27 protein-coding genes and 1 pseudogene are annotated in these 23,665 nt (G+C 32.7%); 17 read left to right on the top strand and 11 right to left on the bottom strand.

Annotated features, from left to right (window positions below; genetic code table 11):
- Positions 1-486 precede the first annotated feature (486 nt).
- Positions 487-1,338: a P-loop NTPase family protein gene (locus BG05_RS26150; RefSeq protein ID WP_003193607.1), complete on the top strand. Its 852-nt coding sequence runs from the start codon at positions 487-489 to the stop codon at positions 1,336-1,338.
- A 130-nt stretch (positions 1,339-1,468) separates the two neighbouring features.
- Here the strand turns inward: BG05_RS26150 and BG05_RS30300 are convergent, their stop codons facing one another.
- Both BG05_RS30300 and BG05_RS26145 read right to left on the bottom strand, forming a co-directional pair.
- Entirely contained in the window at positions 1,469-1,576 is a 108-nt protein-coding gene (locus BG05_RS30300; RefSeq protein WP_000505670.1) for a YjcZ family sporulation protein, read from the bottom strand.
- Between the two features lie 213 nt (positions 1,577-1,789).
- Complete coding sequence (locus tag BG05_RS26145; protein ID WP_033734567.1) at positions 1,790-2,443, bottom strand: DUF2306 domain-containing protein; 654 nt, start codon at positions 2,441-2,443, stop codon at positions 1,790-1,792.
- 245 nt (positions 2,444-2,688) lie between these two features.
- Here BG05_RS26145 and BG05_RS26140 point away from each other — a divergent pair, with 245 nt between their 5' ends.
- A complete protein-coding gene (locus BG05_RS26140; protein WP_232294816.1) occupies positions 2,689-2,832 on the top strand; it encodes a methylenomycin A resistance protein in 144 nt (47 codons plus the stop codon).
- A 519-nt stretch (positions 2,833-3,351) separates the two neighbouring features.
- On the opposite strand, the gene BG05_RS26135 is transcribed toward BG05_RS26140, so the two are convergent.
- Entirely contained in the window at positions 3,352-4,941 is a 1,590-nt protein-coding gene (locus BG05_RS26135; RefSeq protein WP_003193611.1) for a bifunctional metallophosphatase/5'-nucleotidase, read from the bottom strand.
- A 786-nt stretch (positions 4,942-5,727) separates the two neighbouring features.
- Here BG05_RS26135 and BG05_RS26130 point away from each other — a divergent pair.
- From BG05_RS26130 to BG05_RS26120, 3 genes are all read left to right on the top strand, one after another.
- Entirely contained in the window at positions 5,728-6,384 is a 657-nt protein-coding gene (locus BG05_RS26130) for a uridine kinase family protein (protein ID WP_003193613.1), read from the top strand.
- Between the two features lie 75 nt (positions 6,385-6,459).
- Positions 6,460-6,897, top strand: a complete 438-nt coding sequence (locus tag BG05_RS26125; protein ID WP_003193614.1) for an NUDIX hydrolase — start codon at positions 6,460-6,462, stop codon at positions 6,895-6,897.
- Positions 6,898-7,266: 369 nt separating this feature from the next.
- The gene (locus tag BG05_RS26120) at positions 7,267-7,575 is read left to right on the top strand and encodes a hypothetical protein (protein ID WP_016126665.1); all 309 of its coding nucleotides are present in this window, start codon (positions 7,267-7,269) and stop codon (positions 7,573-7,575) included.
- Between the two features lie 510 nt (positions 7,576-8,085).
- Here the strand turns inward: BG05_RS26120 and alr are convergent.
- The 3 genes from alr to BG05_RS26105 all read right to left on the bottom strand — a co-directional run bounded on the left by alr (position 8,086) and on the right by BG05_RS26105 (position 12,096).
- Positions 8,086-9,201: an alanine racemase gene (alr, locus tag BG05_RS26115; RefSeq protein WP_016126666.1), complete on the bottom strand. Its 1,116-nt coding sequence runs from the start codon at positions 9,199-9,201 to the stop codon at positions 8,086-8,088.
- Between the two features lie 451 nt (positions 9,202-9,652).
- On the bottom strand, positions 9,653-10,495 hold the full coding sequence (locus tag BG05_RS26110; RefSeq protein WP_000926951.1) for a tyrosine-type recombinase/integrase: 843 nt from the start codon (positions 10,493-10,495) through the stop codon (positions 9,653-9,655).
- A 413-nt stretch (positions 10,496-10,908) separates the two neighbouring features.
- Positions 10,909-12,096: an MFS transporter gene (locus tag BG05_RS26105; protein WP_003193623.1), complete on the bottom strand. Its 1,188-nt coding sequence runs from the start codon at positions 12,094-12,096 to the stop codon at positions 10,909-10,911.
- A 91-nt stretch (positions 12,097-12,187) separates the two neighbouring features.
- On the opposite strand from BG05_RS26105, the gene BG05_RS26100 reads away from it, so the two are divergent.
- Entirely contained in the window at positions 12,188-13,057 is an 870-nt protein-coding gene (locus BG05_RS26100; RefSeq protein WP_003193624.1) for a LysR family transcriptional regulator, read from the top strand.
- A gap of 663 nt (positions 13,058-13,720) precedes the next feature.
- On the opposite strand, the gene BG05_RS26095 is transcribed toward BG05_RS26100, so the two are convergent.
- Positions 13,721-14,050 (bottom strand): hypothetical protein, encoded by a 330-nt coding sequence (locus tag BG05_RS26095; protein ID WP_002168994.1) that lies wholly within the window; start codon positions 14,048-14,050, stop codon positions 13,721-13,723.
- 151 nt (positions 14,051-14,201) lie between these two features.
- Here BG05_RS26095 and BG05_RS31275 point away from each other — a divergent pair.
- From BG05_RS31275 to BG05_RS26080, 3 genes and pseudogenes are all read left to right on the top strand, one after another.
- A pseudogene (locus tag BG05_RS31275) lies at positions 14,202-14,492 on the top strand (Tn3 family transposase); the annotation flags it as partial.
- A gap of 364 nt (positions 14,493-14,856) precedes the next feature.
- Positions 14,857-15,303, top strand: a complete 447-nt coding sequence (locus BG05_RS26085; RefSeq protein WP_000817662.1) for a MarR family winged helix-turn-helix transcriptional regulator — start codon at positions 14,857-14,859, stop codon at positions 15,301-15,303.
- Between the two features lie 32 nt (positions 15,304-15,335).
- A complete protein-coding gene (locus BG05_RS26080; RefSeq protein WP_000050726.1) occupies positions 15,336-16,280 on the top strand; it encodes an acetyl-CoA carboxylase carboxyltransferase subunit alpha in 945 nt (314 codons plus the stop codon).
- Positions 16,281-16,725: 445 nt separating this feature from the next.
- Here BG05_RS26080 and BG05_RS30285 read toward each other — a convergent pair whose 3' ends face one another.
- Complete coding sequence (locus BG05_RS30285) at positions 16,726-16,833, bottom strand: YjcZ family sporulation protein (RefSeq protein ID WP_000505670.1); 108 nt, start codon at positions 16,831-16,833, stop codon at positions 16,726-16,728.
- Between the two features lie 265 nt (positions 16,834-17,098).
- Positions 17,099-17,569 carry a hypothetical protein gene (locus BG05_RS26070; protein ID WP_016126667.1) on the bottom strand — a complete coding sequence of 157 codons (471 nt, stop codon included), beginning with the start codon at positions 17,567-17,569 and terminating at the stop codon, positions 17,099-17,101.
- A 273-nt stretch (positions 17,570-17,842) separates the two neighbouring features.
- On the opposite strand from BG05_RS26070, the gene BG05_RS26065 reads away from it, so the two are divergent.
- The 3 genes from BG05_RS26065 to BG05_RS26055 all read left to right on the top strand — a co-directional run bounded on the left by BG05_RS26065 (position 17,843) and on the right by BG05_RS26055 (position 18,809).
- Entirely contained in the window at positions 17,843-18,232 is a 390-nt protein-coding gene (locus BG05_RS26065; RefSeq protein WP_003193634.1) for a YflT domain-containing protein, read from the top strand.
- A 50-nt stretch (positions 18,233-18,282) separates the two neighbouring features.
- Positions 18,283-18,483, top strand: a complete 201-nt coding sequence (locus BG05_RS26060) for a CsbD family protein (RefSeq protein ID WP_000004264.1) — start codon at positions 18,283-18,285, stop codon at positions 18,481-18,483.
- A 74-nt stretch (positions 18,484-18,557) separates the two neighbouring features.
- On the top strand, positions 18,558-18,809 hold the full coding sequence (locus BG05_RS26055; RefSeq protein ID WP_000522906.1) for a GlsB/YeaQ/YmgE family stress response membrane protein: 252 nt from the start codon (positions 18,558-18,560) through the stop codon (positions 18,807-18,809).
- 162 nt (positions 18,810-18,971) lie between these two features.
- On the opposite strand, the gene BG05_RS26050 is transcribed toward BG05_RS26055, so the two are convergent.
- Positions 18,972-19,172, bottom strand: coding sequence for a hypothetical protein (locus BG05_RS26050; protein WP_003187724.1), 201 nt, complete (start codon positions 19,170-19,172; stop codon positions 18,972-18,974).
- 197 nt (positions 19,173-19,369) lie between these two features.
- On the opposite strand from BG05_RS26050, the gene rsbV reads away from it, so the two are divergent.
- The 5 genes from rsbV to BG05_RS26025 all read left to right on the top strand — a co-directional run bounded on the left by rsbV (position 19,370) and on the right by BG05_RS26025 (position 22,762).
- Complete coding sequence (rsbV, locus tag BG05_RS26045; protein WP_002011067.1) at positions 19,370-19,708, top strand: anti sigma b factor antagonist RsbV; 339 nt, start codon at positions 19,370-19,372, stop codon at positions 19,706-19,708.
- A 6-nt stretch (positions 19,709-19,714) separates the two neighbouring features.
- The gene (rsbW, locus tag BG05_RS26040) at positions 19,715-20,197 is read left to right on the top strand and encodes an anti-sigma B factor RsbW (protein WP_000970215.1); all 483 of its coding nucleotides are present in this window, start codon (positions 19,715-19,717) and stop codon (positions 20,195-20,197) included.
- Positions 20,160-20,936, top strand: a complete 777-nt coding sequence (gene sigB / locus BG05_RS26035) for an RNA polymerase sigma factor SigB (protein WP_002186522.1) — start codon at positions 20,160-20,162, stop codon at positions 20,934-20,936. Before rsbW ends, sigB begins: the two co-directional genes overlap by 38 nt.
- A gap of 69 nt (positions 20,937-21,005) precedes the next feature.
- Positions 21,006-21,446 (top strand): ferritin-like domain-containing protein, encoded by a 441-nt coding sequence (locus BG05_RS26030; RefSeq protein WP_002186521.1) that lies wholly within the window; start codon positions 21,006-21,008, stop codon positions 21,444-21,446.
- A 173-nt stretch (positions 21,447-21,619) separates the two neighbouring features.
- Entirely contained in the window at positions 21,620-22,762 is a 1,143-nt protein-coding gene (locus BG05_RS26025) for a fused response regulator/phosphatase (protein WP_002186520.1), read from the top strand.
- Positions 22,763-22,801: 39 nt separating this feature from the next.
- On the opposite strand, the gene BG05_RS26020 is transcribed toward BG05_RS26025, so the two are convergent.
- Positions 22,802-23,659, bottom strand: a complete 858-nt coding sequence (locus tag BG05_RS26020) for a CheR family methyltransferase (protein WP_002168988.1) — start codon at positions 23,657-23,659, stop codon at positions 22,802-22,804.
- Positions 23,660-23,665: the final 6 nt, after the last annotated feature.

The raw sequence follows: 23,665 nt of genomic DNA, 5'->3' as shown, positions 1-23,665 counted from the left end.
ATAAAATAGAAGCGGTTTTTTAGAGAAAGTATAGATCCTCCTTCGCTAATTATGTAAATATATATAAGGAACTAAGTTTTTGCACTATCCATAAAGCAAAAAAGACGTTATCCTTTCTGTATAATTATAGGAAAGGATGGCGTTTCTTTATGAATCTTTCGATTCTTGACGAACTTCAACCGATCGCTGAAGAATTACAACGACATATGTCTCCTCATGTTTTAGAGCACCTAGCCAAAGAAAAAGTGGATTTCTTTTGAGAGTAGGGATTCGCTTTTTTCTTGCTACTGATAATAAATAATTATGTAATTAGCAATGTATATTTTATACATTGCTCCTTGTTCAACGAAAGGGCAGTTTAGTGATAGAAGGGAAATTATGAAAATAGTGGAATTACTCTAATATTGGATATTAGGGGTGAGTTCAGTGGACAATTTATTTTTAATTTAAAACTTTTTATTTTGTCTTAGAAAGGTGTGGATTTTTTTGAATACAAAATTAATCATAGTAGAAGGGCTTCCTGGCTTTGGGAAATCCACCACTGCAAACTTGCTTTACGATATTCTAATTGAAAAAAATATTGACGTTGAGTTATTTCTTGAAGGGAATCCAGACCACCCTGCTGATTATGATGGGGTATCTTGTTTTGATAAAAGTGAATTCGAAAGTTTGTTAGTGAATAGTGGTAATTTTAGGGAAGTAATTAGTGATAGAGTCACGAAGCGAGGAAACAATTATTTATTGCCATATAAAAAAATTAAAAATGAATACGGCTCTAATTTTCCTGAAAGTTTATTAAATACCATTTTCAAAAATGATATATATGAATTACCGCTAGAGAGGAATATTGAATTAATAACTGAAAAATGGAGGGATTTTGTTGAAATAGCCAACAACGAAAATAAAACTTATATTTTTGAATGTTGCTTCATACAAAATCCATTAACAATCGGAATGGTTAAATATGGTGAAAAAAAAGAGAAAGTTATAAGTTATATTAATGCATTAGCGAAAATCATAGAGAAATTAAATCCAGTATTGTTTTATATAGAACAAGATGATTTGGAATTCTCATTCAGAAAGGTATTTAATGAAAGAGCAAAAGAATGGTCTGCTGGATTTATTGAGTATTATACAAATCAAGGGTATGCGAAAATGAAAGGCTATCACGGTTTAGACGGAACAATTAAAGTTTTAGAAGCAAGAAGAGATATTGAAAGAGAAATATTTGATATGTTAAATATAAAAAAGACAAAAATTGATAATTCACAGTATGAAGCTATCAAATATAAGTCAATGATAATTGAAAAATTTAAATTACTTGAATTTCTAGATTAATGTAGTGCTTTAATTGAGCAAGAAACTAAAAGCTTTTAACTTCCGCTTTCGATAATTATGTAAATAAGCTGTCCATATGGGCAGCTTATTTTATTTTTTGTTTAGCACGGGGATCTTTTCCGGTAGTTTTTTAGCAGAAGCAAGCAGCTCCAACGATGATTAATAAAATAAACAATACAACTAATAAAGCAAATCCTCCAGCGAAGCCACAGCCGCCACAACTACCACCAAAGCCCATAACAGTTCCTCCTTTAGATAGGAGGAGGAAGACAAAGGTTCACTCATGTGTTTTAACGGATTCAATTTACTTTATGCATTTATGAATTGAGCAGGTCCTTTTGAAAATAAAAAAAAGACACACTAAGGTGATCTTCTTATGTAGGGCGGGAAGACATCGGCCTTCCTTTCGGGTTGCCATCAAGGGATTCAGTCGAGTTACGTATAAATTGCATCAAAAATGTAAATCAGCATTTTTTTGTTGTTGTCCTTTATTAAGACTTTGTCTTATAAATAATTCTGCAATGATTAAATTTGGCACCCACGCTAACCAAGCAATAACAGCATAACTAAGTTCGAAATGCTCCAGTCCAAATAGCAATACAAATAAAGGTAGCCAAATTCTTAATGTAACTGCCGCAAAGGTTAAGGAATAATTTCTGATCATCCAATTCCGATGGTCTTGAATTTTTTTATTCTTAACTTTGTTTAATGCTTGATATGCCGATGTTAGCCAAAATACGGATAACAAACCGAAACCAAGCTTTCCTACTAATCCTCCCGTAGCGTAAAAGGATAAATAAAGTCCTGAAACGCAGCCAAATAATACACCAATCATATAGATTTTTCCAATCATTCGATGGCGACTGATATTCTTTTCTCTAAATTTTGTGGATAATGTAAAAGGACCAATTACTAATGCTACTACACTAGTTGCAATATGTAGAAATAACATAATGTACCAAAACGCACTCATTTTAGATAGAAACATAAGCTTCATTTGGACAAACCCTGCTTGAAATCCATCCATAATAAAACATTGGAAAACAGCATAACCAGCTATTAAAATAGCTGAAAAAGTAAATATAAACCAAGTTTTTTTATTCATAATTTCACCACCTCCTTGCAACATTTAAGGGAGCTAGAACATATATTGCTGTTTATCTAGGGTTAAAAGAGAACTTAATTAACTTCTTTTACTTCTTTCGGCAGGGCATCATGTTCAATTCAGTTTTCGACTAAGCTATTAAACAGTTCAGGATTTGCTAAAGAAATTCCATGATTAATTTTAGAAATAATACCACCTAATTAATCATACAACAAAAAAGGATGTTCTGGTGAATTTATCCATATATGTCATATTTGTTATTAGCAATTATTTTCTCAATAATCAATTTAGGAGTAGGTGTCACGGTTCCAGTAATGACCGCAATAGTTATGCAAGCAGCAGGCCCATCTTATGCAAATATGGCTGGAGCAACCTTAAATGTAAATTGACACCAGATAATTGCTCGTTTAGTAGGGGTACCACCTCATCGCCATCAAGTTAAAAAAATTAATTATCTCCCAAAGCGAAAAAAACGAGCTGAATTCATATAAATAACTGTAGAGAGATAAAAATTTCGTTCTGGGGGTACTATAAAATTTTAGCTTGATGGCGGATGGTGTAGCACCAACAAAACGCGAATTTCGTACGTTAAGCAAAGTTTTTAAAAGAAAAAGCCGTTTTTCTGAACATGTGAGAGCTATATAGTATTGTAGGTGGAAAGTATATCCAGATAATTCAAATCGGTCCAAATTAATGTAAACGTCAAATAACCCCAAAATAAACAATAAAAGTTGATTTTGGGGTTATTTTTTGTTGGCTTTACTTTTTTTCGGTACTTTGCATATCGATGGTAAATCCGTTGACCACGGTAGGACTTTATTTCAAACCCACACAAGAAAAATTAGATTACCTGCACACTAAAAAGTATAGCGAACAGGTAATCTAGGTATTTTGAGATTAATGAAAAGCTAATTTATTTTTTGAATTCTTCCATCAATAATAGGCTGAATTGGTTCTTTTGCTTGTTTTATATAATCTACTAATGCTTCAAAATCAGTTGGTCCTGTTTCAGCATCTTTCCCATTTTTAAAGGACACAAATCCATCTCCACCTGAAGCTAGAAATGCGTTCGCAACGACGCTGTAAGTTTTAGAAGGAATAATTTCTTCTCCATTTGTTAAGCGAATACTTGTGACTTTTTCTCCATTTGGCTTGTTCGCATCCCAAGTGTATTGGATCCCAGAAATTTGAAGCATTCTTGTTATGTCTTTTTGCCATTGTTGATTTAAAATATCACGAATGTCTTGACCCGTTAAATTAACTTTTATTAATTGATTTCCGAATGGTTGAATGCCATATACCTCTCCCCATGTAATATCACCAGCATCTAAGTCATTACGAATACCACCAGGGTTCATAAGAGCAATTTGGGATTGCATTGTTGCACGCTGAGCATCAGTGATTAAATTGCCGAGAGTAGATTCGCCGGCCGTATTTTGTTTTCGATCTAGTGGAGCTGTAGATTTACCAACAACCTCATTGACAAGAGGTGCGATTTTTTCTTGATATTTCTCCATCTTTTTCTTTATTTTTTTATCAGGTTCTATGCCTTCATGGTAGGTTGTAATAATTTCTGCTTTTTTCTCAACAATATCTTTTGTCTTACGATCAATCTTTACATCAACATCAGCAAAAGCCATTCCATAAGAATTTGCTTGTACGACAAGTTTATTATTAACAGTTCCATTTACATAGGTGTGGCTATGCCCCCCAAAAATAACATCGACTTCTGGATCAGTCTCATTTGCTAGTCGGACGAGATCACCATTTGTTACGCCGTTCTCATCTGTTGTACCTCCGTTATGTGCAAGAACAACGATAGATTTAACGCCAAGTTCTTTTAATTTCTTTACGGATTTGTTAATGGCTTCAACTTCATCTGTAATTTCTACATTCTTTAGCATAGTAGGCATAACAAGGTTAGGAACATCTGTTGTTACGACTCCGATAAAGCCAACAGGAACTCCTTGTACCTTTTTTATAGTAAATGGTGGTAAAAATAGACGACCGGTGGATTTATTATAGAAATTTGCGGCAACATATGGGAATTTTGCTCCTTTAAAATTCCCTGTTTTTTCATGGTATCCACCATAAATAAGGCGGTGCATTTCTTCAATACCTTCATCAAATTCATGATTTCCTATGGTTCCAACATCAAATTTTAAATCATTTAGAAATTCAATCGTGGGTTCGTCTTGTAATAATGCTGAAACAGGAGGACTTGCTCCAACAACATCGCCAGCATGAACCTTTAATGTATTCGGATTTTGTTTTTCATGATCACGTAAATAAGCCGCTAAGTACTCGATTCCCCCTGCATCTTTATTGTTAATTTTCTTTACAGTGTCTAGTTGCCCATGAAAATCGTTAATACCGAGCATTTGTACATCTATGTAGCGGTTTGGTTCTGTAGTTGCTTGAGCTGGAGGCGCAGCAAATACACTTGAAAAAGTAACTGTACTTAATGCTAAAGCAACTGGAATGATTTTTTTCAACATAAAATTTTCTCTCCCCTTATTACAATCTGACATCATACGATACAATCTGACATCATTCGATATAATTTTAATAGATTAAGAAGATTATTTCTATAAAAATTCTACTAATTATAAAAATTAATAAGATTTTATTGTTTTCCGACAAAAGACTCATTCCTCAAAAATGTGAAGGTGTGAAATACCAATTTTAGGTAGGAGGTGAATATCGGTATGCATGAGCCTACGTTTTTTTGATTAGGATATAAAGAAAAAGTGCCACCGGCACTCCAAACATATATATATATAATCAAAACGCACACCATTGGAGCCAATGGCATGCGCTACATAAATTGTTAGATATTCGCACACATCTGTTTTACAAACTATTCACAGGAAAACAGATTCATATAGATGAAATGACAGAATCAGAGTAAACGTAAAATAGGGCGAGTGCAAAATTATGGATGTTACTTTTACATTGTTCTTTGTGAGGCAGCCTTACACATCCGTCAACTTAAGAAATTGGTAGTTCTCCAAAACAAAGAAAATAAGCTAAGTTCTTATAAACAACTGTAAAATAATAAAATTTTCGTTTTGGGGACACTTCAAAATATTAGCTTGATGGACGTGTGGTACTACACCAAATAACAATAAAATCCTTCGAAAATTAATATAGTTTTTTAAAAATAGAGATGATATGATGGATAATCATACCATTTTTTTCACTTCATGCATGATTTTACAGTAGGATACCTCTATATTAAGATGATGTAAATAAGGGGGTATATTAGTAACAGGGGGAGAATAATGAAAAAGTTATTACAAGAAATTATAAATTGGATTAGTATGACCGATGAACAGATTGTTATTGGCATTTCAGGACACGGTGCTGCCGGAAAAACAACGTTCGCCAATAAGCTCATAAACCAATTAAATCAAAATAAAGTGAGTTATATTAATACAGATCCATACATTGTTAGTTCAAATGTACGAAAGTATACAAATATCCACTATACATATCAGAATGAAAATCATTATGATAAAATGACAGCTTGTCATCCATCAGCCCATCATTTGTCTGCGTTAGAAAGAGATGTTCAAATGGTAAGAGCTGGTTTAGATTTTTATACAATGGATACACATTATATAAAAAGTGAGTTAATTTCTACGAAAAATAAGGTGACGATTGTAGAAGGAATGAGTGTCGCATTTATTAATCCAAATTTATTTGATTTGAAAATTTACTTCTATACAGATGGAGAAACAGAATTAATGAGAAGGTCTAGCCGTGATATTATTGAAAGAGGAGCCGATATTAATTACTTAAGGAAGTCTCATGAAGAACGTCGGATTCAGTATGAAGTGTTTATGCATCCATATAGTCAACGTTTTGATATTATTATCAAAAATTCCAATGAAACAATATGTTTAGAAAAAAATACATTTGAGTTTTATAAAGTTTAAATGCAAATACTTTATTTACTAAAATAGCAAGTTAGTGAATAAATTGTTCATATTTTTTCGGAAGGAGGTTAAGCAATGAGAGCACCGTATCAAGTATTGATATTTCCTTATATAAAAACTGACGATTCCATTCAATATGCCATTTTTAATCGAAGTGATTATGGTTATTGGCAAGGAATAGCTGGTGGTGGAGAAGATGGTGAGACTCCTACTGAATCAGCAAAACGGGAAGCATTTGAAGAGGCTGGTATTACAAGAGAAAGTCCATATATAAAACTAGATTCTGTGTCTTCACTACCAGTAGAGAATGTAGTTGGTGAATTTCTTTGGGGCGAAGATGTTTATGTAATAAAAGAATTTTCTTTTGGAGTTAAAGTTCCTACAAAAAATATTAAATTATCTAAAGAACACTTCAATTATAAATGGCTGTGCTTTGAGGAAGCCGTAACGCTTTTAAAATGGGATAGTAACAAAACGGCTTTGTGGGAATTAAACAAAAGGCTGTTAAAATAATTAAAGTGTTAGTTAACAAAGCCGATAGTGGAGCGAGAATTAAACAACTTAAAAAAGCTTTGCTACATTACCTATGTAGCAAGGCTTTTTTCTTAGCGTACGAAATCGCGTTTTGTTGGCGGCACCCCGCTAAGAGCATGCAAGATTTTATACAGTTTTTCGGCTAATCCAATAACAAACGAGAACCCGAAAACCCGCGCCACAATAGAAATGTATAAAAAGATGTATAGAATGATAGAAAAAGAAAAAGGCGGATTCCTTGTGAGAGTAAGGGTCCGCCTATTTCCTTGCTACCGATAATGAAACGTTATGTTAACCTAGCATGAATATGATATACAATAAAAATATAAAAAGGAGGTAATAAATTCGATGAATATAAAAAAGATGAATAAAACCACTGTGATATTATCTTTTGCTTTGATGCTTGGTATTGTAGGAATATATAGTACTGTATTAACTCAAAAAAGTACCCCTATTGTTCCTGAAAAGATTGAAGTTGCAGAATCTATCTCAACAAAAGAAAATAAGACAGAAGAGGTAGGGTATTCAGAACTAATTTCTGTAAAAAAGTCAGATAAGGATAAATTTACAGAAGAAGGTTGGAAAGAAGTTTTAAAAAAATTCAAAGTGGAGAAGTTTATTGGGAAAAGTAAAAGAGATATTATGAATTATTACTAATCTTAAATAAACGATAAGTTAATTTCCGTTAACGAGAATTATGTAAATAAGCTATCCATATGGGCGGCTTATTGTTTTTTTGCTTAGCGTGTTTTTTTCAAAATGCTAGTGGTACCTGTAAAATGATAATAAAGTTATTTAATTTTAAAAGCTCAACCAAGCATAACCCCGTTCTAAATTTAGGACGGGGTTAAAAATATAGTTGTTTAATTTTTAAAGTAAGGTATTTCACTACACTAAAAAATATAATAATAAAGTCGTTTAAAAATCTAATTTTTATTCAACAATAGCGCCCTTTAATGGAAGACTTGATTTCAAAGTAAATTATATGAATGGGGGTGTTTTAAAATGGGTAGAAGTATAAATTTTAACAAAGAACATGTTTTGAATAAAGCTATGTATTTATTCTGGGAAAAAGCTTATGACGCTACATCCATTTCAGATCTTTTCAACACAGTGACCTAATACATAACAATCGAGATAATTATGATGAATGCTGTCTTTAGCTTTTTATTTGTAAATTCTAGGAACTCTCTGACCCAAGTTACAAGCAACTTCATACGATATGGTTCCTAACATACTTGCCACTTCATCTAATGATATGAAATAATCCCCTTGACCTCCATAAACTACCACCTCATCACCAATATTTACACCCTTAATATCAGTAACATCAATCATACAAAAATCCATACATATTTTACCAAAAACAGGAGCTAATTGTCCGTGTATAAGGACATAAGCCGTTCCAGATAATCGCCTCGAATACCCATCTGCATACCCAATTGGAATAGTTGCAATAATTGCTTTATCTCTTTCAATGTTAGTTGCTCCATATGATACGCCATACCCTTTCTCAAGTGTCTGAATATAGATGACTTTGGTTTTTAACTGTATTGCTTGTCTAAGATTAACTTTTGTTTTATTCACCTCTTTAGATGGATAAAGACCATACATTGAAATTCCAATACGAACCATATCGTAGGTCATATCTGGCATTTCTATTGTTGCAGCACTATTCGCAATATGAAATAGGGGAATAGAAACTTTTCGTTTCTCCAATTCTTCCAATAACCTTTTCCATCGGTTCTTTTGTTTTTCTGCATACCGTTTGTCGGCTTCATCTGCGGTAGCAAAATGTGAGTACACTCCTTCTAGATAGAGCCCATCCATTCGTGACACGATATGGATAAAATCACTTGCTTCTTCTGCTTGAAGTCCCAATCGTCCCATTCCTGTATCGACTTTGACGTGAACCTTTGCCTTTTTTCCTAAGATCTGCCCAGACGTTGATAATGCTTCTGCATGTTCTATATCAAAAATTGATTGTGTTAAATCCCAATAAACAACATGATTCGCTGCTGATGGAGGTGTGTATCCAAGTATAAGTATAGGTGCCTGAATATCTGATTTTCGTAGTTTAATAGCTTCTTCTAAACTGGCCACTGCTAAATAATCCACTCCACTATTAATCGCTTTTTTGGAAACCTCGACAGCACCGTGACCATAACCATTCGCTTTTACGGTGGCCATTATTATTGTTGAGTTAGGTATTATTCTTCGAAATTCACTAATATTATGTGAAATATTGCTAAGGCTAATTTCAGCCCATATTGGTCTATACATCATTTCCCCTCACTTTAGGTGAATTTTCAATGATCGTTTCAAGTAGCTCATTAAACGGATTGCCCGCTGATTGTGCACTTTTTAAGAGCAGACTTTTTTTCGTCTTCCCAGGCAATTAATTAACTTCCAACACATAAGGGATACTTATACAGGACGGCCGTCTGTAAGCTTAAAGTCGTTAAATACTACATTCATACCCTTGCTAAAATTTTTACATACCTGCACTAATCCCAAAAGGTCCACACAATATGTATTTTTACGGTCTCATGGTAGGGTGTGGAACCACCAAGATAGATGGTAGCTAGAAAATATGATGGTGGGCCAACTCCCTTTAGATTAATTAAACTCAAATAAATTGTACAAGGAGTTATTCTATTAAATGGCGCAATTCAAAAAGACACGTCTTTATATATGCACGCCTCGATTTTGATTAAAGATTAATTTCTAGCTTTCAAAAATATTTAATATAAAAATCGTGTCTCAACTTTCCGCTCAGCTGAGCATATATTCTCGTGGTTTCACTCTTCTCATGACCAAGTAAGCTTTGTATCACTTCAAGTGGCGCACCGTTGTTAATCATATGTGTAGCATAGCTGTGACGTAATTGATGAGGATGAATACTCTTTTTAATCCTGGCACGATTTGATATACGTTTGATAATAAATCTTAGGTTATCAATACTCATACGTCTTTTTGGCCTTCTTTCCGTAATAAACAAACAAGGCTCCTCATCATCTCTTTCATCTAGATACCTTTTTAACCAAATGGTGCAACGAGTATTAAAGTATACTTCCCTTTCTTTATCACCTTTCCCATGTACAATGACAGAATTTGTTGAGAAGTTAATATCGACACGATTCAGTTTTACGACTTCCCCAATACGGCAGCCAGTAGAATACAAAAATTCAAATAATGCATTCTCCATTGAGTTATGACATGCTTCCCTAAGATGTTCAATCTCTAGTTCCGAAAGGAATTTTGGGATTTTTTTGCCTAATTTCGGCTCTTTTAATTTAGCAGCAGGGTTTTTAAGAATAAAACCTTCATCATGTGTCCATCTAAAAAGTGATTTGATGCAACGAACTCGGTGTCCTAAACTAGATGGCTTTAAGTGTTCTCCTGCTTCAATTAAGTAACCCTTTAGTTTTTCTGTAGTAAATTCACTCATGTTAATGTCACCAAAATAACGTAATAAAAGATTATATTGAAAACAATATGTTTTTAAAGTCAGAGGTGAATATCCCTCAATTTTTTTATCTAATTGATACCGTTCCCAGGCCTCAGATAATAACATTATTCTTCACGCTCCCATTCTATAAATCAATTAATCTAGATTCTATTATGTTCAAGGAGAGTCTCTTTTATACGTTAGTTATTCAACAATCGCAGAAAACAAAAAAATTACTTAACCATGAGAACACTTGAAATACAAGAAAAAGACGCTTCTCTATAAAAGAATAGCGCCCTTTAATGGAATAACTAAAATATTTATCAAATCCTATACTCATTAGTCATACTCTAATGAAAGTTTCCTTGTTCTCTTCTTCAATACAAAAGGCGTTAAATGCACAGCGAACTTGATATTCGGTACGTTCGTTCTAATATACATTTCCTCTCCCTTCACAACTGCAAAGGTGGGTGATGATTTCCCCTTTCAAAACCTTCAACAAGTTTTTGAAATGCTGGTATTGGGGAGTATTTTTATCCTTAAAATTGGTGATTCTTCATAAAATTTCTATTTAAATAGAAAGAATATCTGATAAAAATAAGTGCAAGTATACCGAATAATCCTCCAATCCAGCTTAAATTCACTATATTTGTATACTGAATAATGATTCCTCCTAATGCAGAACCTAGCATCATTCCAACATTCATTAAGGCGGTATTAAAACTGAGTACTGTTTCAGAGGATTGTGGTTTTAGTGAAATCAGATAAAACTGCTTTGCTGGTGTCGTTGTCCAAGTTGCTACTCCCCAACAAGCTAGTGTGACAAATACACCGACTGCCCTATACTGTGTAAATGTTAGTACAAATAAAGAGATGATATGAACACATAAACTTAATGAAATCGTTCGATTAGGTCCCCATCTGTCTACCGCATATCCTCCAAAGCGTGAGCCAATAAAAGCAAAAGTGCCTAAAACAAATAAAGCGATACTTGTCATTTCTATAGAAAAACCAGCAGTATGACTTAATAATGGAGCAATGTAGGCGAACACCATCGTATATCCTAAAATCCAAAAGATCGTTGTCATTAAACCAGTAAGGACTCGTTTATCTTTCATAATTTGTAGCTGTTGTGTAAATGGCAGCGGTTGGTTTCCTTTTATTGATGGTAATAATTTGTAAAGTCCTATTATTAAAAAAACTGTGCCAAGCGCAATAATTAAGAAAATATAGTGCCAATCAAAATGTCCAGCTAAAAATGTTCCGATAGGTACTCCAAGTACTAATGAAACAGTGAAACCTGTAATGACTGTTGCCATAGCACTACCTCTTTTTTCTGGAACTGCAATTTGCGCAGCATAATTGGTGGCAACAACAATGTATAACCCTCCACTCATCGCCATAATGACTCTAGATAACATAAGAAAGACAAAATTATAGCTAAAAAATGCAACTAGATTCCCTAGAATAAATATAGAGATAGCATATAAAAGTACTTTTTTACGATCCAATTTAGACGTTAGCATGACCAAGATCAAAGCTCCAATAGCATAAGATAAAGAATAAATCGTAATCAACTGACCAGCCATTGAAATTGAAATATCTAATTCAAAAGAAATCAGTTCTAAAATTCCAGAGACAACAAACTCTGCTGTTCCTGTTACAAAAGCCCCTAAAGCTAAAAGTATGATGATTAGTTGATTCATATTATTTTTCAATTTGTACATCTCCTTATATTTGAACTACTGTTTTTATTTTATGTTCCATGTTAACATAAGTAAAATTGATGTTTTTAATAAAGGAGATGAGTAATTACTCATGACTATTGTACGCTACGAAATCATTGCAAAAGTGGTTGAGCAAGGAAGCTTTACAGAAACTGCTGAAACATTAAATATGACCCAATCTGCCGTGAGTCATGCAGTTGCGAGTTTAGAATCTGAATGGGGAGTTTCTTTATTAATTCGTGATCGAAAAAAAGGAATAACACTTACAGATATAGGACAAAAAATTCTGCCGCATATTAGAGAAATATTGAAAAGAGTGGAAGTCATTAATCAAGAAATTGCGCTTATGACAAGCTTGGAAGCAGGTATTATTCGTATCGGCACTTTTGCAAGTGCTTCTTCCTGCTTATTGCCTAAATTACTTGCAAAATTCCGGAAAAAGCATCCTAAAATAGAATTTAAATTTTACGAAGGAACCTATGAAGAGATTACGGAATGGTTAGGTTCAGGCATTATTGACATTGGATTTGTAGTAAAAGGAAAATCAAACCCAAATTTCGATTTGGTTCCTTTGATTAAAGACAAGATGGTAGTCGCTTATCACCCTGATCATCAATTTCATTCTAAAGAAATAGTAGAAATGAATGATTTAATGTATGAATCCTTTATTATGCCAACAGGGATGTACCAATCACATGTTGAGGAATTATTTGCAGAAGCGCAAATTAAACCATCTATTCTTTTTGAAGTACACGACTGTACAACCATCGCTAATATGGTACAGGAAGGACTTGGCGTTACGATAGGTCCAGAATTATTTTTAAAGACACAGCAAAACATAAAAATCAGCAAACTAAATATTGAAAACAGCCGTGAAGTAGCACTTGCCTGTCAATCAATTGCAAATGCTTCTCCTGCGGTTAAGGAATTTCTTCATGTGGCAAAAAATAGAAATTATTAATAAAACACTAAACTACTCCCCATAGTAAGCCAATCCTATTCATGGTTTGCGACGCTTTGAACGCCCAAACCATGGCAGGACTGGCCCTTTAGTTTAATAAGATATCCTACAATTCTTAAAGAATAGAAAACGAGAATACTGAGTACTAAAAAGATTTGAATGATAATTCCCACCACACTACAAATTAAACCGGAAGTAGCTAATCCACTACCACTTTGGTTTTTTTCTACAATTTCTTTTGTCGCTTTTCTAGCAACTACAACTCCTAAACCACTAAAAAAAACCGATAAATGGTATTAGGATCTAAATAATACCAAGGTTTAAAGAAATTACCGAATTACTGTTTGTTTGAGCATTTTCAACCATTTAGATTTCCCCCTTTACAACCCTTTAGTTTAAGGGAAAATCTTCACAATTTTTTTGCTCCATAATTATTTTCATTAAAGTGTTACTCAAGAAAATGGCCCGATTGTTGAATAAAACTTAGATTTTTAAACAACTTTATTATTTTTTAAGCGACTTTATTTTAAATTAAACAACTTTTTTGTCACTTTACAGTACCCCTGATTTGAAAAATTCACTTTACTGTACATAGCAAGAACCCTGTTATCTCCACTTATAAGTACACTTGTAAATATATTTGCAAGTGTACTTATAAGTGGATTATTTGTATTCCTGTCTATATAATTTAAACGAATAAATAGCTCCAACGAAGAATACAAAGGCTTCAAATAATATAAAGATTTGACGGAAATTCTCAATATCTTTACCAACTAAAGAAATAAATATAGCATTCATTAGAATTTGAGTAGTAAACATACGAGAAGTAATTTTTAAATAAATAGGATTTGTTCTTTCATATGGTTTACCAATTTTTTTGTAAATAATAATAAGTGCAATTACTGAACCCAAAAATAGAAGTGCTGTAAGTCCTACAACGATATTGAAATTGCCTGTACTTTCTAACATCCATTTATTTAATAGATCAATCATTATTATCTTCCTTTCCTACATAAGAGAATATTTCGTTCTTCTTTTTCACTATAATAAAAAATGAAAAAGGAAAACATCGAACTTTCTTACAAACATTCGTGCATTCTTACAGTTTTGTTACTTTGTAAATGTATTCATCGTCTTGCCTTTCGCTATTTTCTTTGAAAAACATAGTGAATTACGAGAAAGAGTGCTACAAGATCAACTTCAAAGAAGTAGTGCACTAAACCTCTTAATTAATGCAATTAGTATGTGGAATATTATTTATTTAAGTGAAGCAATAAAAGCTTTGAAGAAAAAAGAACAATTTGATGAAGAATTATTAAAACATAGTTCTCCAGTAAGGTGGGAACACATTAACTTTCTAGGAGAATACCGATTTAGCAAAAGAGAAAGTGCACCAGTAGACTCTCTACAACCACTAGAAACAACTAAACAGTAAGAAACCGATGATCTCTTAGCGTACGAAATTCGCGTTTTGTTGGTGCTCCCCCATGCCCATCAACTTAAGAATTTAGAACTCCCCCAAAAAATTATGAGTTTTTTGTTACAAGTTATCACAAAATTTTCGTTTTTTGGGTAGTTTTATTTTCTTAGCTTGATTGCGATGAGCGGTACCCCATAAAGGCCCCTGATACATAATTGATGTTCTGCCATTTGTAGAAAACAATCCACTTATACCATTTTAACAAGAAGAAATATCTCGTCCATGTTGTAATATTGGCTTACGTTAAGCTTGTGAAAAAAACATATTCATGTATAATACAATTGATGTATGATACATTAATTGTAGGAGGGTGACCTTTTTGAAAAGAGAAGATGCCTTAAAACTAAGAACAGATATTAAGAAAATGATTATAATAACTGGGGTTTTTGAATCTCAAAATTTGCCCAATGGACCATTTGAAAAACCTTTACCAACTTCTCAAATGATGGCGTTAGAGGAACTAGAGGTGGAAAAATTAACTGTTTGGCAACTATCCAATAAACTTAGATTAGAGACTTCAACTGTAAGTAGATTGGTAGATAAGTTAGTAAAAAAGGGGCTTATTTATCGTGAAGTAAATGAAAAAAATAGAAGAGAACTTTTTCTGCACCTCACAGAAAAAGGTCACATAACTGTTAATTGCTTAAGAGAGCAATCCATTACATTTTATCAAAGTATTCTCAATAATTTATCAGAATCAGAACAAAAAATAGTTGTGGATGGTTTTGAATTATTTATTGATTCTATTTCTAAGCCTTTTGATTAGAGTGAGGTAAATCATAACATTTGGAGGGTAAAATGAGTTTGGATTTTGAACGTCCTATTATTGAATTAAAAGAGAAATTTGATGAATTAAAGAAAATTATGAAAGAAAATAATGTAGATTTATCGCCAGAAATTCATGTATTAGAAAAACGTTTAAATAAAATGCAAGATAAAATTTATTCTAATATTACACCTTTTCAACGAGTTCAAATTGCAAGGCTTCGTAACCGGCCCACGACATTGGACTATATACCTTTATTGTTTACAAACTTTCTCGAACTTCATGGTGATCGATTATATGGTGATGATAAAGCAATGATAGGTGGTATTGCAAAATTTAAAGGGATGCCCGTTACGGTTATTGGTCATCAAAGAGGTAGAAATACAAAGGAAAATATAGAAAGAAATTTTGGAATGGCACATCCAGAAGGTTATAGAAAAGCGCTAAGACTTATGAAACAAGCTGATAAATTTAATCGCCCTATTATTACATTTATTGATACAATAGGCGCCTATCCAGGGAAAGGGTCTGAAGAACGTGGAATTTCTGAAGCGATAGCTCGAAATCTATTTGAAATGGCTACACTTAAAGTGCCAATTGTTTGTATTGTAATTGGAGAGGCATCAAGTGGTGGAGCTCTTGGCATTAGTGTCGGTAACCATATCCATATGTTAGAGTATTCATGGTACTCGGTAATTTCGCCAGAAGGAGCAGCATCTATCCTATGGAAGGATGCTAAGTATGCTCCAGAAGCTGCTGAACATATGAAAATTTCAGCAAAAGATTTAAAACATTTAGGAATTATTGATGAAATCATTCCTGAAATTAAAGGTGGAGCACAAAATGATATAAAATCACAGGCAAAAGTGATTGAATCTGTAATCGAATCATCTCTAAAAAAATTGATACTATTATCCTCGGAAGAGCTTATACAACAGCGGTATGAAAAGTATAGACAAATAGAGAATTATAAATGAAAATATTTAAAGTCCGTATTACATTTCGGAGGATTCTCGCAAAAAAAATTCTAAATATTTTGTAAGTAACCTCTTAAACTGGGATATGCTGATACTATTACTCTACAAAAGGTGTGTGATCGGTATGGAAAAGGAAAATTTGTTCAAATGGAAGCATTATCACATACCCATCAACTTAAGAAATTGATTGTTCCCCAAAACGAAAAAATGAGCTGAATTCTCATAAATAACTGTAAAAAGGTGAAAATTTCGTTATGGGGGGTATCTCAAAAGCTTAGGTTGATGGCAATGTGGTGCTCCCCCTGTTAGTAGTAATTTTAATATCACTATGGATAAATTACTTTTAAAACTTTACTTCCGAGAACGATAATTATGTAAATAAGCTGTCCATATGGACAGCTTATTTTATTTTTTGTTTAGCACGGGGATCTTTTCCGATAGTTTTTTAGCAGAAGCAAGCAGCTCCAACGATGATTAATAAAATAAACAATACAACTAATAAAGCAAATCCTCCAGCGAAGCCACAGCCGCCACAACTACCACCAAAGCCCATAACAGTTCCTCCTTTAGATAGGAGGGGGAAGACAAAGGTTCACTCATGTGTTTTAACGGATTCAATTTACTTTATGCATTTATGAATGGAGCAGGTCCTTTTGTAAATAAAGAAAAGACACCTTATAAGGTGTCTTCCTTCGATTTGAAACATTTTAAGTTTAATAATATACGGTCTCGCCACTTACCTATTAGGCTGGAATTTTATAGTGTTTCTGAACAAAATTTTTTGCTAAATTTGAATCCTTAAGTTGATGGGGATCCTTTTATGTTTTATCATTTTTAAAAAAATCCTTCATTAGCTTAGCGCCTTTAATATTCACCGTTACAGCTTCTACTTTATCTTTCTTCTCATCTTTAGCAATCGTAATTTGTTCCGTATTATCAACCCACACAAGAAACTCTTCTTTTGAGTCATCTTTATATGTAACGGTTATAGTAGAATGCGCAGATTGTTTCTTTTTTTGATCTAGTGTGATTGTTTTCGGTGTTCCTTTTTGGACTGCTGAAGCGATTGATTGTATCATTTCCTCGTTATCTGTTTGAGATTTGGAACTAGTATTACTTGTTGTTCTAAGCATCTCAATGTTGGTAATGTCTGCAGAGTTTAATTGAATGGCATTTTTCGTATTTTCTTGCTTAGTTGTTGGAGTATTATTTGTAGTAGAAGTGCTTGTACAGCCTATTAAAGTGAAAGATAGAGCGGTTAGAGCGCATATAGATATGATTTTTTTCATAGTATCCCTCCTTACGTTTAATTATAGCAATTTTCTGTTATTTTAGGTAGTTATTGTAAGGAGATAATTTTGTAAATCATAGGGAGACATGTTTACTAGTTTTAATGATGTTCGTATGAATAATATGAAGCGTATATATGAAAAATATGCGGTTCATTCTCTATCAAAATCAAAATTCACATAATTTTTTTCATATTTTATGTTTAACATTTCGAAAATGGGTGTATTACATATAATATAACAAATAATTCATTTTAGAGGAGGAAGTTAAAGATGGAAACGAAGTATAGTAAACCTTTTGTATATGAATTTATTACGGAGAAAGAGGTCATGAATGCAGCGAATGATCTAGTGAAGAAAGGAATCGACCAAAAAGATATTTCCGTATTAACACATGAGAAAGAAAGGACAGATAGAATCGCAGACAATGCAGACGTGAATACAATTGGAATAAAAGAAGAGGGACTTGGGACAAGTATTATTAATGTTTTTCAAAAAACAGGAGATCAGTTAAGAAATAAGATGCAAGAATTAGGACTTAATGAGGAAGAAGCTAACTTTTATGAAGAAAAACTGGATGAAGGGAAAATCTTGTTATTCGTTAAGGATTTAGAAAGAGTCGGTGAATGGTTACAAGAAAGAAGATGCACGTATTCTATTTAAATTCATACTCTTTAAATCTACAAATCTATTACGAAAAGGAGATTGGAAATATGAGTGAGAGCGGGCTAAAAGAACAAATTACTGGTAAAGTTGAAAAGAAAAAGGGGCAAGTAAAAGAAGGAATTGGTGAAGTTACAGAAGATAGAGAGTTGAAAAATGAAGGGAAGTGGGAGAAGACGAAGGGAACTGTAAAAGAAAAAGTCGGAAAAGTGAAACAAAAGATAAGTGATGGATTGGATAACAAAGAATAATACATGTTTATCAAGCTTTGGTTAAACGCCAAAGCTTGATAAATCCATTATAAAAATATATAGGAGGTCTAATTGTGGGACTTATTATTACGTGTATTGTAGGTGGACTTATTGGTATGTTAGCTGGAATGATTACGGGAAAAGACTTTCCTTTAGGCATAGTTGGTAATGTTATTGCTGGATTAATCGGATCTTGGGTAGGTAGTGCCTTATTTGGTCACTGGGGCCCTGAATGGGGAGGTATCTTTATTCTTCCAGCTTTATTAGGTGCAATCGTCTTTATTTTAATCGTTACATTCTTTTCTAGAATGCTAAGGAAAGCGTAAGTATGATAATGAATAGTAATCTTAAGTTTGTTATATGTAGCTATAAAGTTAATAAACTGATAAAAATACATAAAAAAGCATCCAATTAAAATAATTTGGATGCTTTTTTATGTATTTTACATAGGAATCAGTGAGGATGGCCCCACTGATTGAGATTACATATTAAGCTGTCGTTACTTTTTTACAATTATTTATTCTTACGACCTGCCTCGGTTCTATATGAGATAAGTCCTCGCTATTACCTATATCAACTACAATTGTATTCGTTAGTATGTTAATAATGGAACCAATTAATTTTGTAGCATGATCGTGTCGATAAGAAAATTGAACAAAATCTCCCTTTTTAAAGCTGTGCTCTTCCATAGATAGATCCCCCTAAAAATAATGTTTATACATTATACATACACAAATTTATAAGGTTTAAACATTTGGTAGTATTTTTTTTAGTGTTAAGCTGAGAAAGGTGTAGAAAATTTATTTATAATTAAAATGAAAAAATATGTTTAAAACTAATTTTTATGGGTAATTAAATAGTAGTAGTTTGAGATAAGGGGGCGGAAATGATGAATTTGGCAATAAATATTTTGCAAAATGATTTAGGTTATACAGTACAACTTAATGGTGAGATTGATGCGTATACGGCATCAGATTTAAAAAATAAGGTAATGCCTATTGCAAGTGAGAAAGAGGTTTATATAGTAGTAGATTTTAATAAGGTAGATTATATGGATAGTACAGGTTTAGGCGTTTTTATAGCGCTATTAAAAGCAATTAAGAAAAATGATGGAAAACTAGAGTTTATTGGTGTATCTAAAAGACTAAAAAGATTATTTGATATTACAGGACTAACAGAAATATTAAATTTGAATTCAGATTTTGAAAAAGTAGAAAGAAGGTGACTAGGGATGATGGAGAAATTTGAAAAGATAGAAATGAAAATTCCTGCAAAAGCAGAATATGTGGCTATTATTCGTTTAACAATGGCTGGTGTTGCGAATCGAATGGGCTTTGCTTATGACGATATAGAAGATATGAAAATTGCTATTAGTGAAGCATGTACAAACATTGTACAACATGCATATAAAGAAGACGTTGGAGAAATTACAATTGTCTTTGGTCTATATGAAGATCGATTAGAAATTATGGTTGCGGATAATGGAGTTAGCTTTGATTTTAGCACCTTAAAAAGTAAAGTTGGTCCGTATGATATTAATAAGCCAGTAGAACATTTGCCGGAAAATGGTTTAGGTTTATATTTAATAAATACGTTAATGGATGATATACAAATTATGCATGATGAGGGCATGACAGTTTTAATGACAAAATATATACAAAGAGAGCAGGTGGAGAATGATGGAAATCCAATCTCAACCTACAAATCTTACTAAAGAAGACGTTATTAAACTAATTGCAGAATTCCAACAAAAACAATGTGATGAAGCGCAGGAAAGATTGGTTAATCATTATAAAAATCTCGTATATTCCATTGCATATCGCTATTCAAAAGGTGGGCCGATGCATGAGGATATTATACAAGTAGGAATGTTAGGACTCTTAGGCGCAATAAGAAGGTATGATTATTCGATAGGGAATGCTTTTGAGCCGTTTGCAATACCTACGATAGTAGGCGAAATAAAGAAGTATTTACGTGATAAAACTTGGGGTATTCATGTTCCAAGGCGAATTAAAGATTTAGGCGGAAAGATTAAACTTGCGATAGAGGAGCTAACAGATCACCTGCAACGTTCACCGAAGATTATAGAGATTGCAGATCATTTAGGACTATCCGAAGAGGAAGTGCTAGAAATTATGGATGCGAAAAATAATTATCAAGTATCTTCCTTAGATGATGTAGTTGAAAATTCATCTGATGGAAGTTCGGTAGCGAGAATTGAATCTGTAGGTGAAGTAGAGCAAGGATATGAACAGACAGAAAGACGTCTCGTTTTAGATGATATTTTTAACGTATTAAATGATACGGAAAAGAGTGTTATTCATTATATATTTGGAGAAAATTTAAATCAAAAGGATACAGGAGAGCGGTTAGGTATTTCACAAATGCACGTTTCTCGTATTAAAAGACAAGCGATAAGTAAATTGAAGCAAGCAGCGTTTTTAGATACATAAAAATTTTAAATAATTATGTTTAAAACATGAGAAAAGGGGTAGTTATTAAGTATAGGAGGAGATATAAAAATGTCACACGATGTGAAAGAACTAATCGAAGGATTGAATGAAGATTTAGCAGGAGAATACTCGGCAATTATTATGTACAACCATAATGCAGCTACAGTTTCTGGTATATATAGACAAGTGTTAAAACCTTTCTTTGAATCTGAAATTAGTGATGAACAAGGACATGCCCTATATTTAGCGGAGAAAATTAAGACGCTAGGTGGTACACCTACTACGATCCCTTTACCAGTGAAACAAGTAAAAGATGTTAGAGAAATGTTAGAATACGCTAGACAATCAGAATATGAAACAATTAAGCGTTATGAAACGAGAAAAGAACAGGCAGCGAAATTAAATATGACAGAGTTAGTTGTAAAGTTAGAAGATATGATTGCAGATGAAACAAATCATATGGAAGAATTAGATCGTCTTTTAAATGACAAAGCGATGGTGTTAAATTAATAGTGGAAATTTATAGAGTGAAAGAACAAACTCTCATTTCTAGGGGGTTTGTTCTTTTGCTGTATAGATACGTATGAGTAGGAAATTTTTATTTTATAACTGAGTATGTAATACTAGAAAAATAGAAAATGATAATAGATTTACATTTTAAATAAGAAAAGGGGAAATAACTTGTGTCCATTTTAATTGTCGATGATAATCCGGTTAACATCTTTGTAATTGAAAAAATTTTAAAACAAGCCGGATATCAGGATCTTGTATCGCTTAATTCTGCACAAGAGCTTTTCGAATACATCCATTTTGGAAAAGATTCTTCCAGGCATAATGAAATTGATTTAATACTATTAGATATCATGATGCCTGAGATTGATGGACTTGAAGTTTGTAGGCGATTACAAAACGAGGAGAAGTTTAAAGATATTCCTATTATTTTTGTAACAGCTTTAGAAGATGCGAATAAATTAGCTGAAGCGCTTGATATAGGTGCAATGGATTATATTACGAAACCTATAAATAAAGTTGAATTGTTAGCCCGTATGCGTGTGGCATTACGCTTGAAATCGGAATTAAATTGGCATAAAGAACAAGAGGAAAATCTTCGTAATGAATTAGATTTAGCTACACAAGTACAAAGAAACTTATTAAGTAGCCCATTAAGAGAAGATCATATAAAAATTGAAGCAAGTTACTTACCTTCATTCAAACTAGCTGGAGATATGTATTATTGGTATAAAATCGATGAAAACCGCTACGGTATTATATTATTAGATGTGATGGGACATGGTGTATCTGCTTCATTAGTTTGTATGTTTATTTCGTCTGTATTACGTGAAACGATTAAATGTTTAATCGATCCAGAACTCGTCATTAAAGACTTAAATAAATATATGACTCTTTTACATAATGAGAATGACAATATTCCATATTATTTTACAGCAATATACTTAGTAGTTAATACAGAAAATAGAACAATTGAATATGTAAATGCAGGACATCCTTCGGGATACGTTTTAGTTGATGAAGAGAATATAATTGAACTAGATCGTGGGAGTTGTGCGGTAGGATTTTTTGATGAAATAAAAGTCGAGAAGACAGTCATACCTTTTGAGAAAAACGCTCAAATATTATTGTTTACAGATGGTGTTCTTGAATCAATTGCAAATGATGAATTTGAGTCTGAAGAGAAGTTGCGTACTTTTACAGAAAGAAAATGGGGAGATTTAGAAGAAGAGATAGAAGGATTTTATAAGGAAGAACAGAAGAAAACTCAATCAGATGATATGTGTCTAATTATGATACAAACGAATGCGAAATAAAAAGCGTATGAAATCCAAACATAGGATTTCATACGCTTTTTATTGTATTTTTTGATAGATTTGTTCGTTAGGATTAAATTGGATATAATGCGGCATTATATCTGAAAAACGAAGAGTTTCTTTATTTCCTAAACATAGGAATCCATTGTGGCCTAAACTTTCATAAAATAGTTGCTGTACTTGGTTTTGAAGTTTACTCGTAAAGTAAATTAAAACGTTACGGCAAAGTATAATATGAAATTCGTTAAAAGATTGATCGGTTACTAAATTATGCTGTGCAAAAATAATGTTTTGTAAAAGGGATGGATTAAAATAAGCAAAACGATTATCTGTTGAATAATAGTTAGAAAATGCTTGTGTACCTCCAGCTTGTAAATAGTTTTTCGTATAAGTTTGCATTTTATTTAACGGAAGGATGCCTTGTTTTGCTTTTTCTAATACATTTGTATTCATATCTGTTGCGTAAATAACAGCTTTTTCACTTAATCCTTCTTCGTGAAGTAAGATGGACATTGATAACACTTCTTCACCAGTTGCGCATCCAGCATGCCAAATTCTAATTTCAGGATACTTTTTTAATTCAGGAATAACATGCTCTCTTAACGCTTTAAAAAAAGTAGGGTTACGGAACATTTCAGTTACATTAATGGAGAAATCATTTAATAACTGTTCTAAAAACCCTTCCTCATGAATTACTTTTTCAATTAATTTTGAAATGGTAGGGATATTAGAGAGCTGCATTCTATTACAAATTCTTCTATAAATAGATGTGCGAGCATATTGGCGAAAATCAAATCCTGACAGTTTAAATACCGCTTCCAATAGTAATTCAATTTCTAAGTTCGTACGCTTATCCATATCTACGGATGGATCAAAATTATAATACTTATTTTCCACTTAAAC

Origin of the sequence: Bacillus mycoides (assembly GCF_000832605.1) — a bacterium.
Taxonomy (GTDB): Bacteria; Bacillota; Bacilli; order Bacillales; family Bacillaceae_G; genus Bacillus_A; species Bacillus_A mycoides.
Note: the sequence above shows the minus strand (reverse complement) of the source record. Positions and strands in the feature narration are given on the sequence as shown.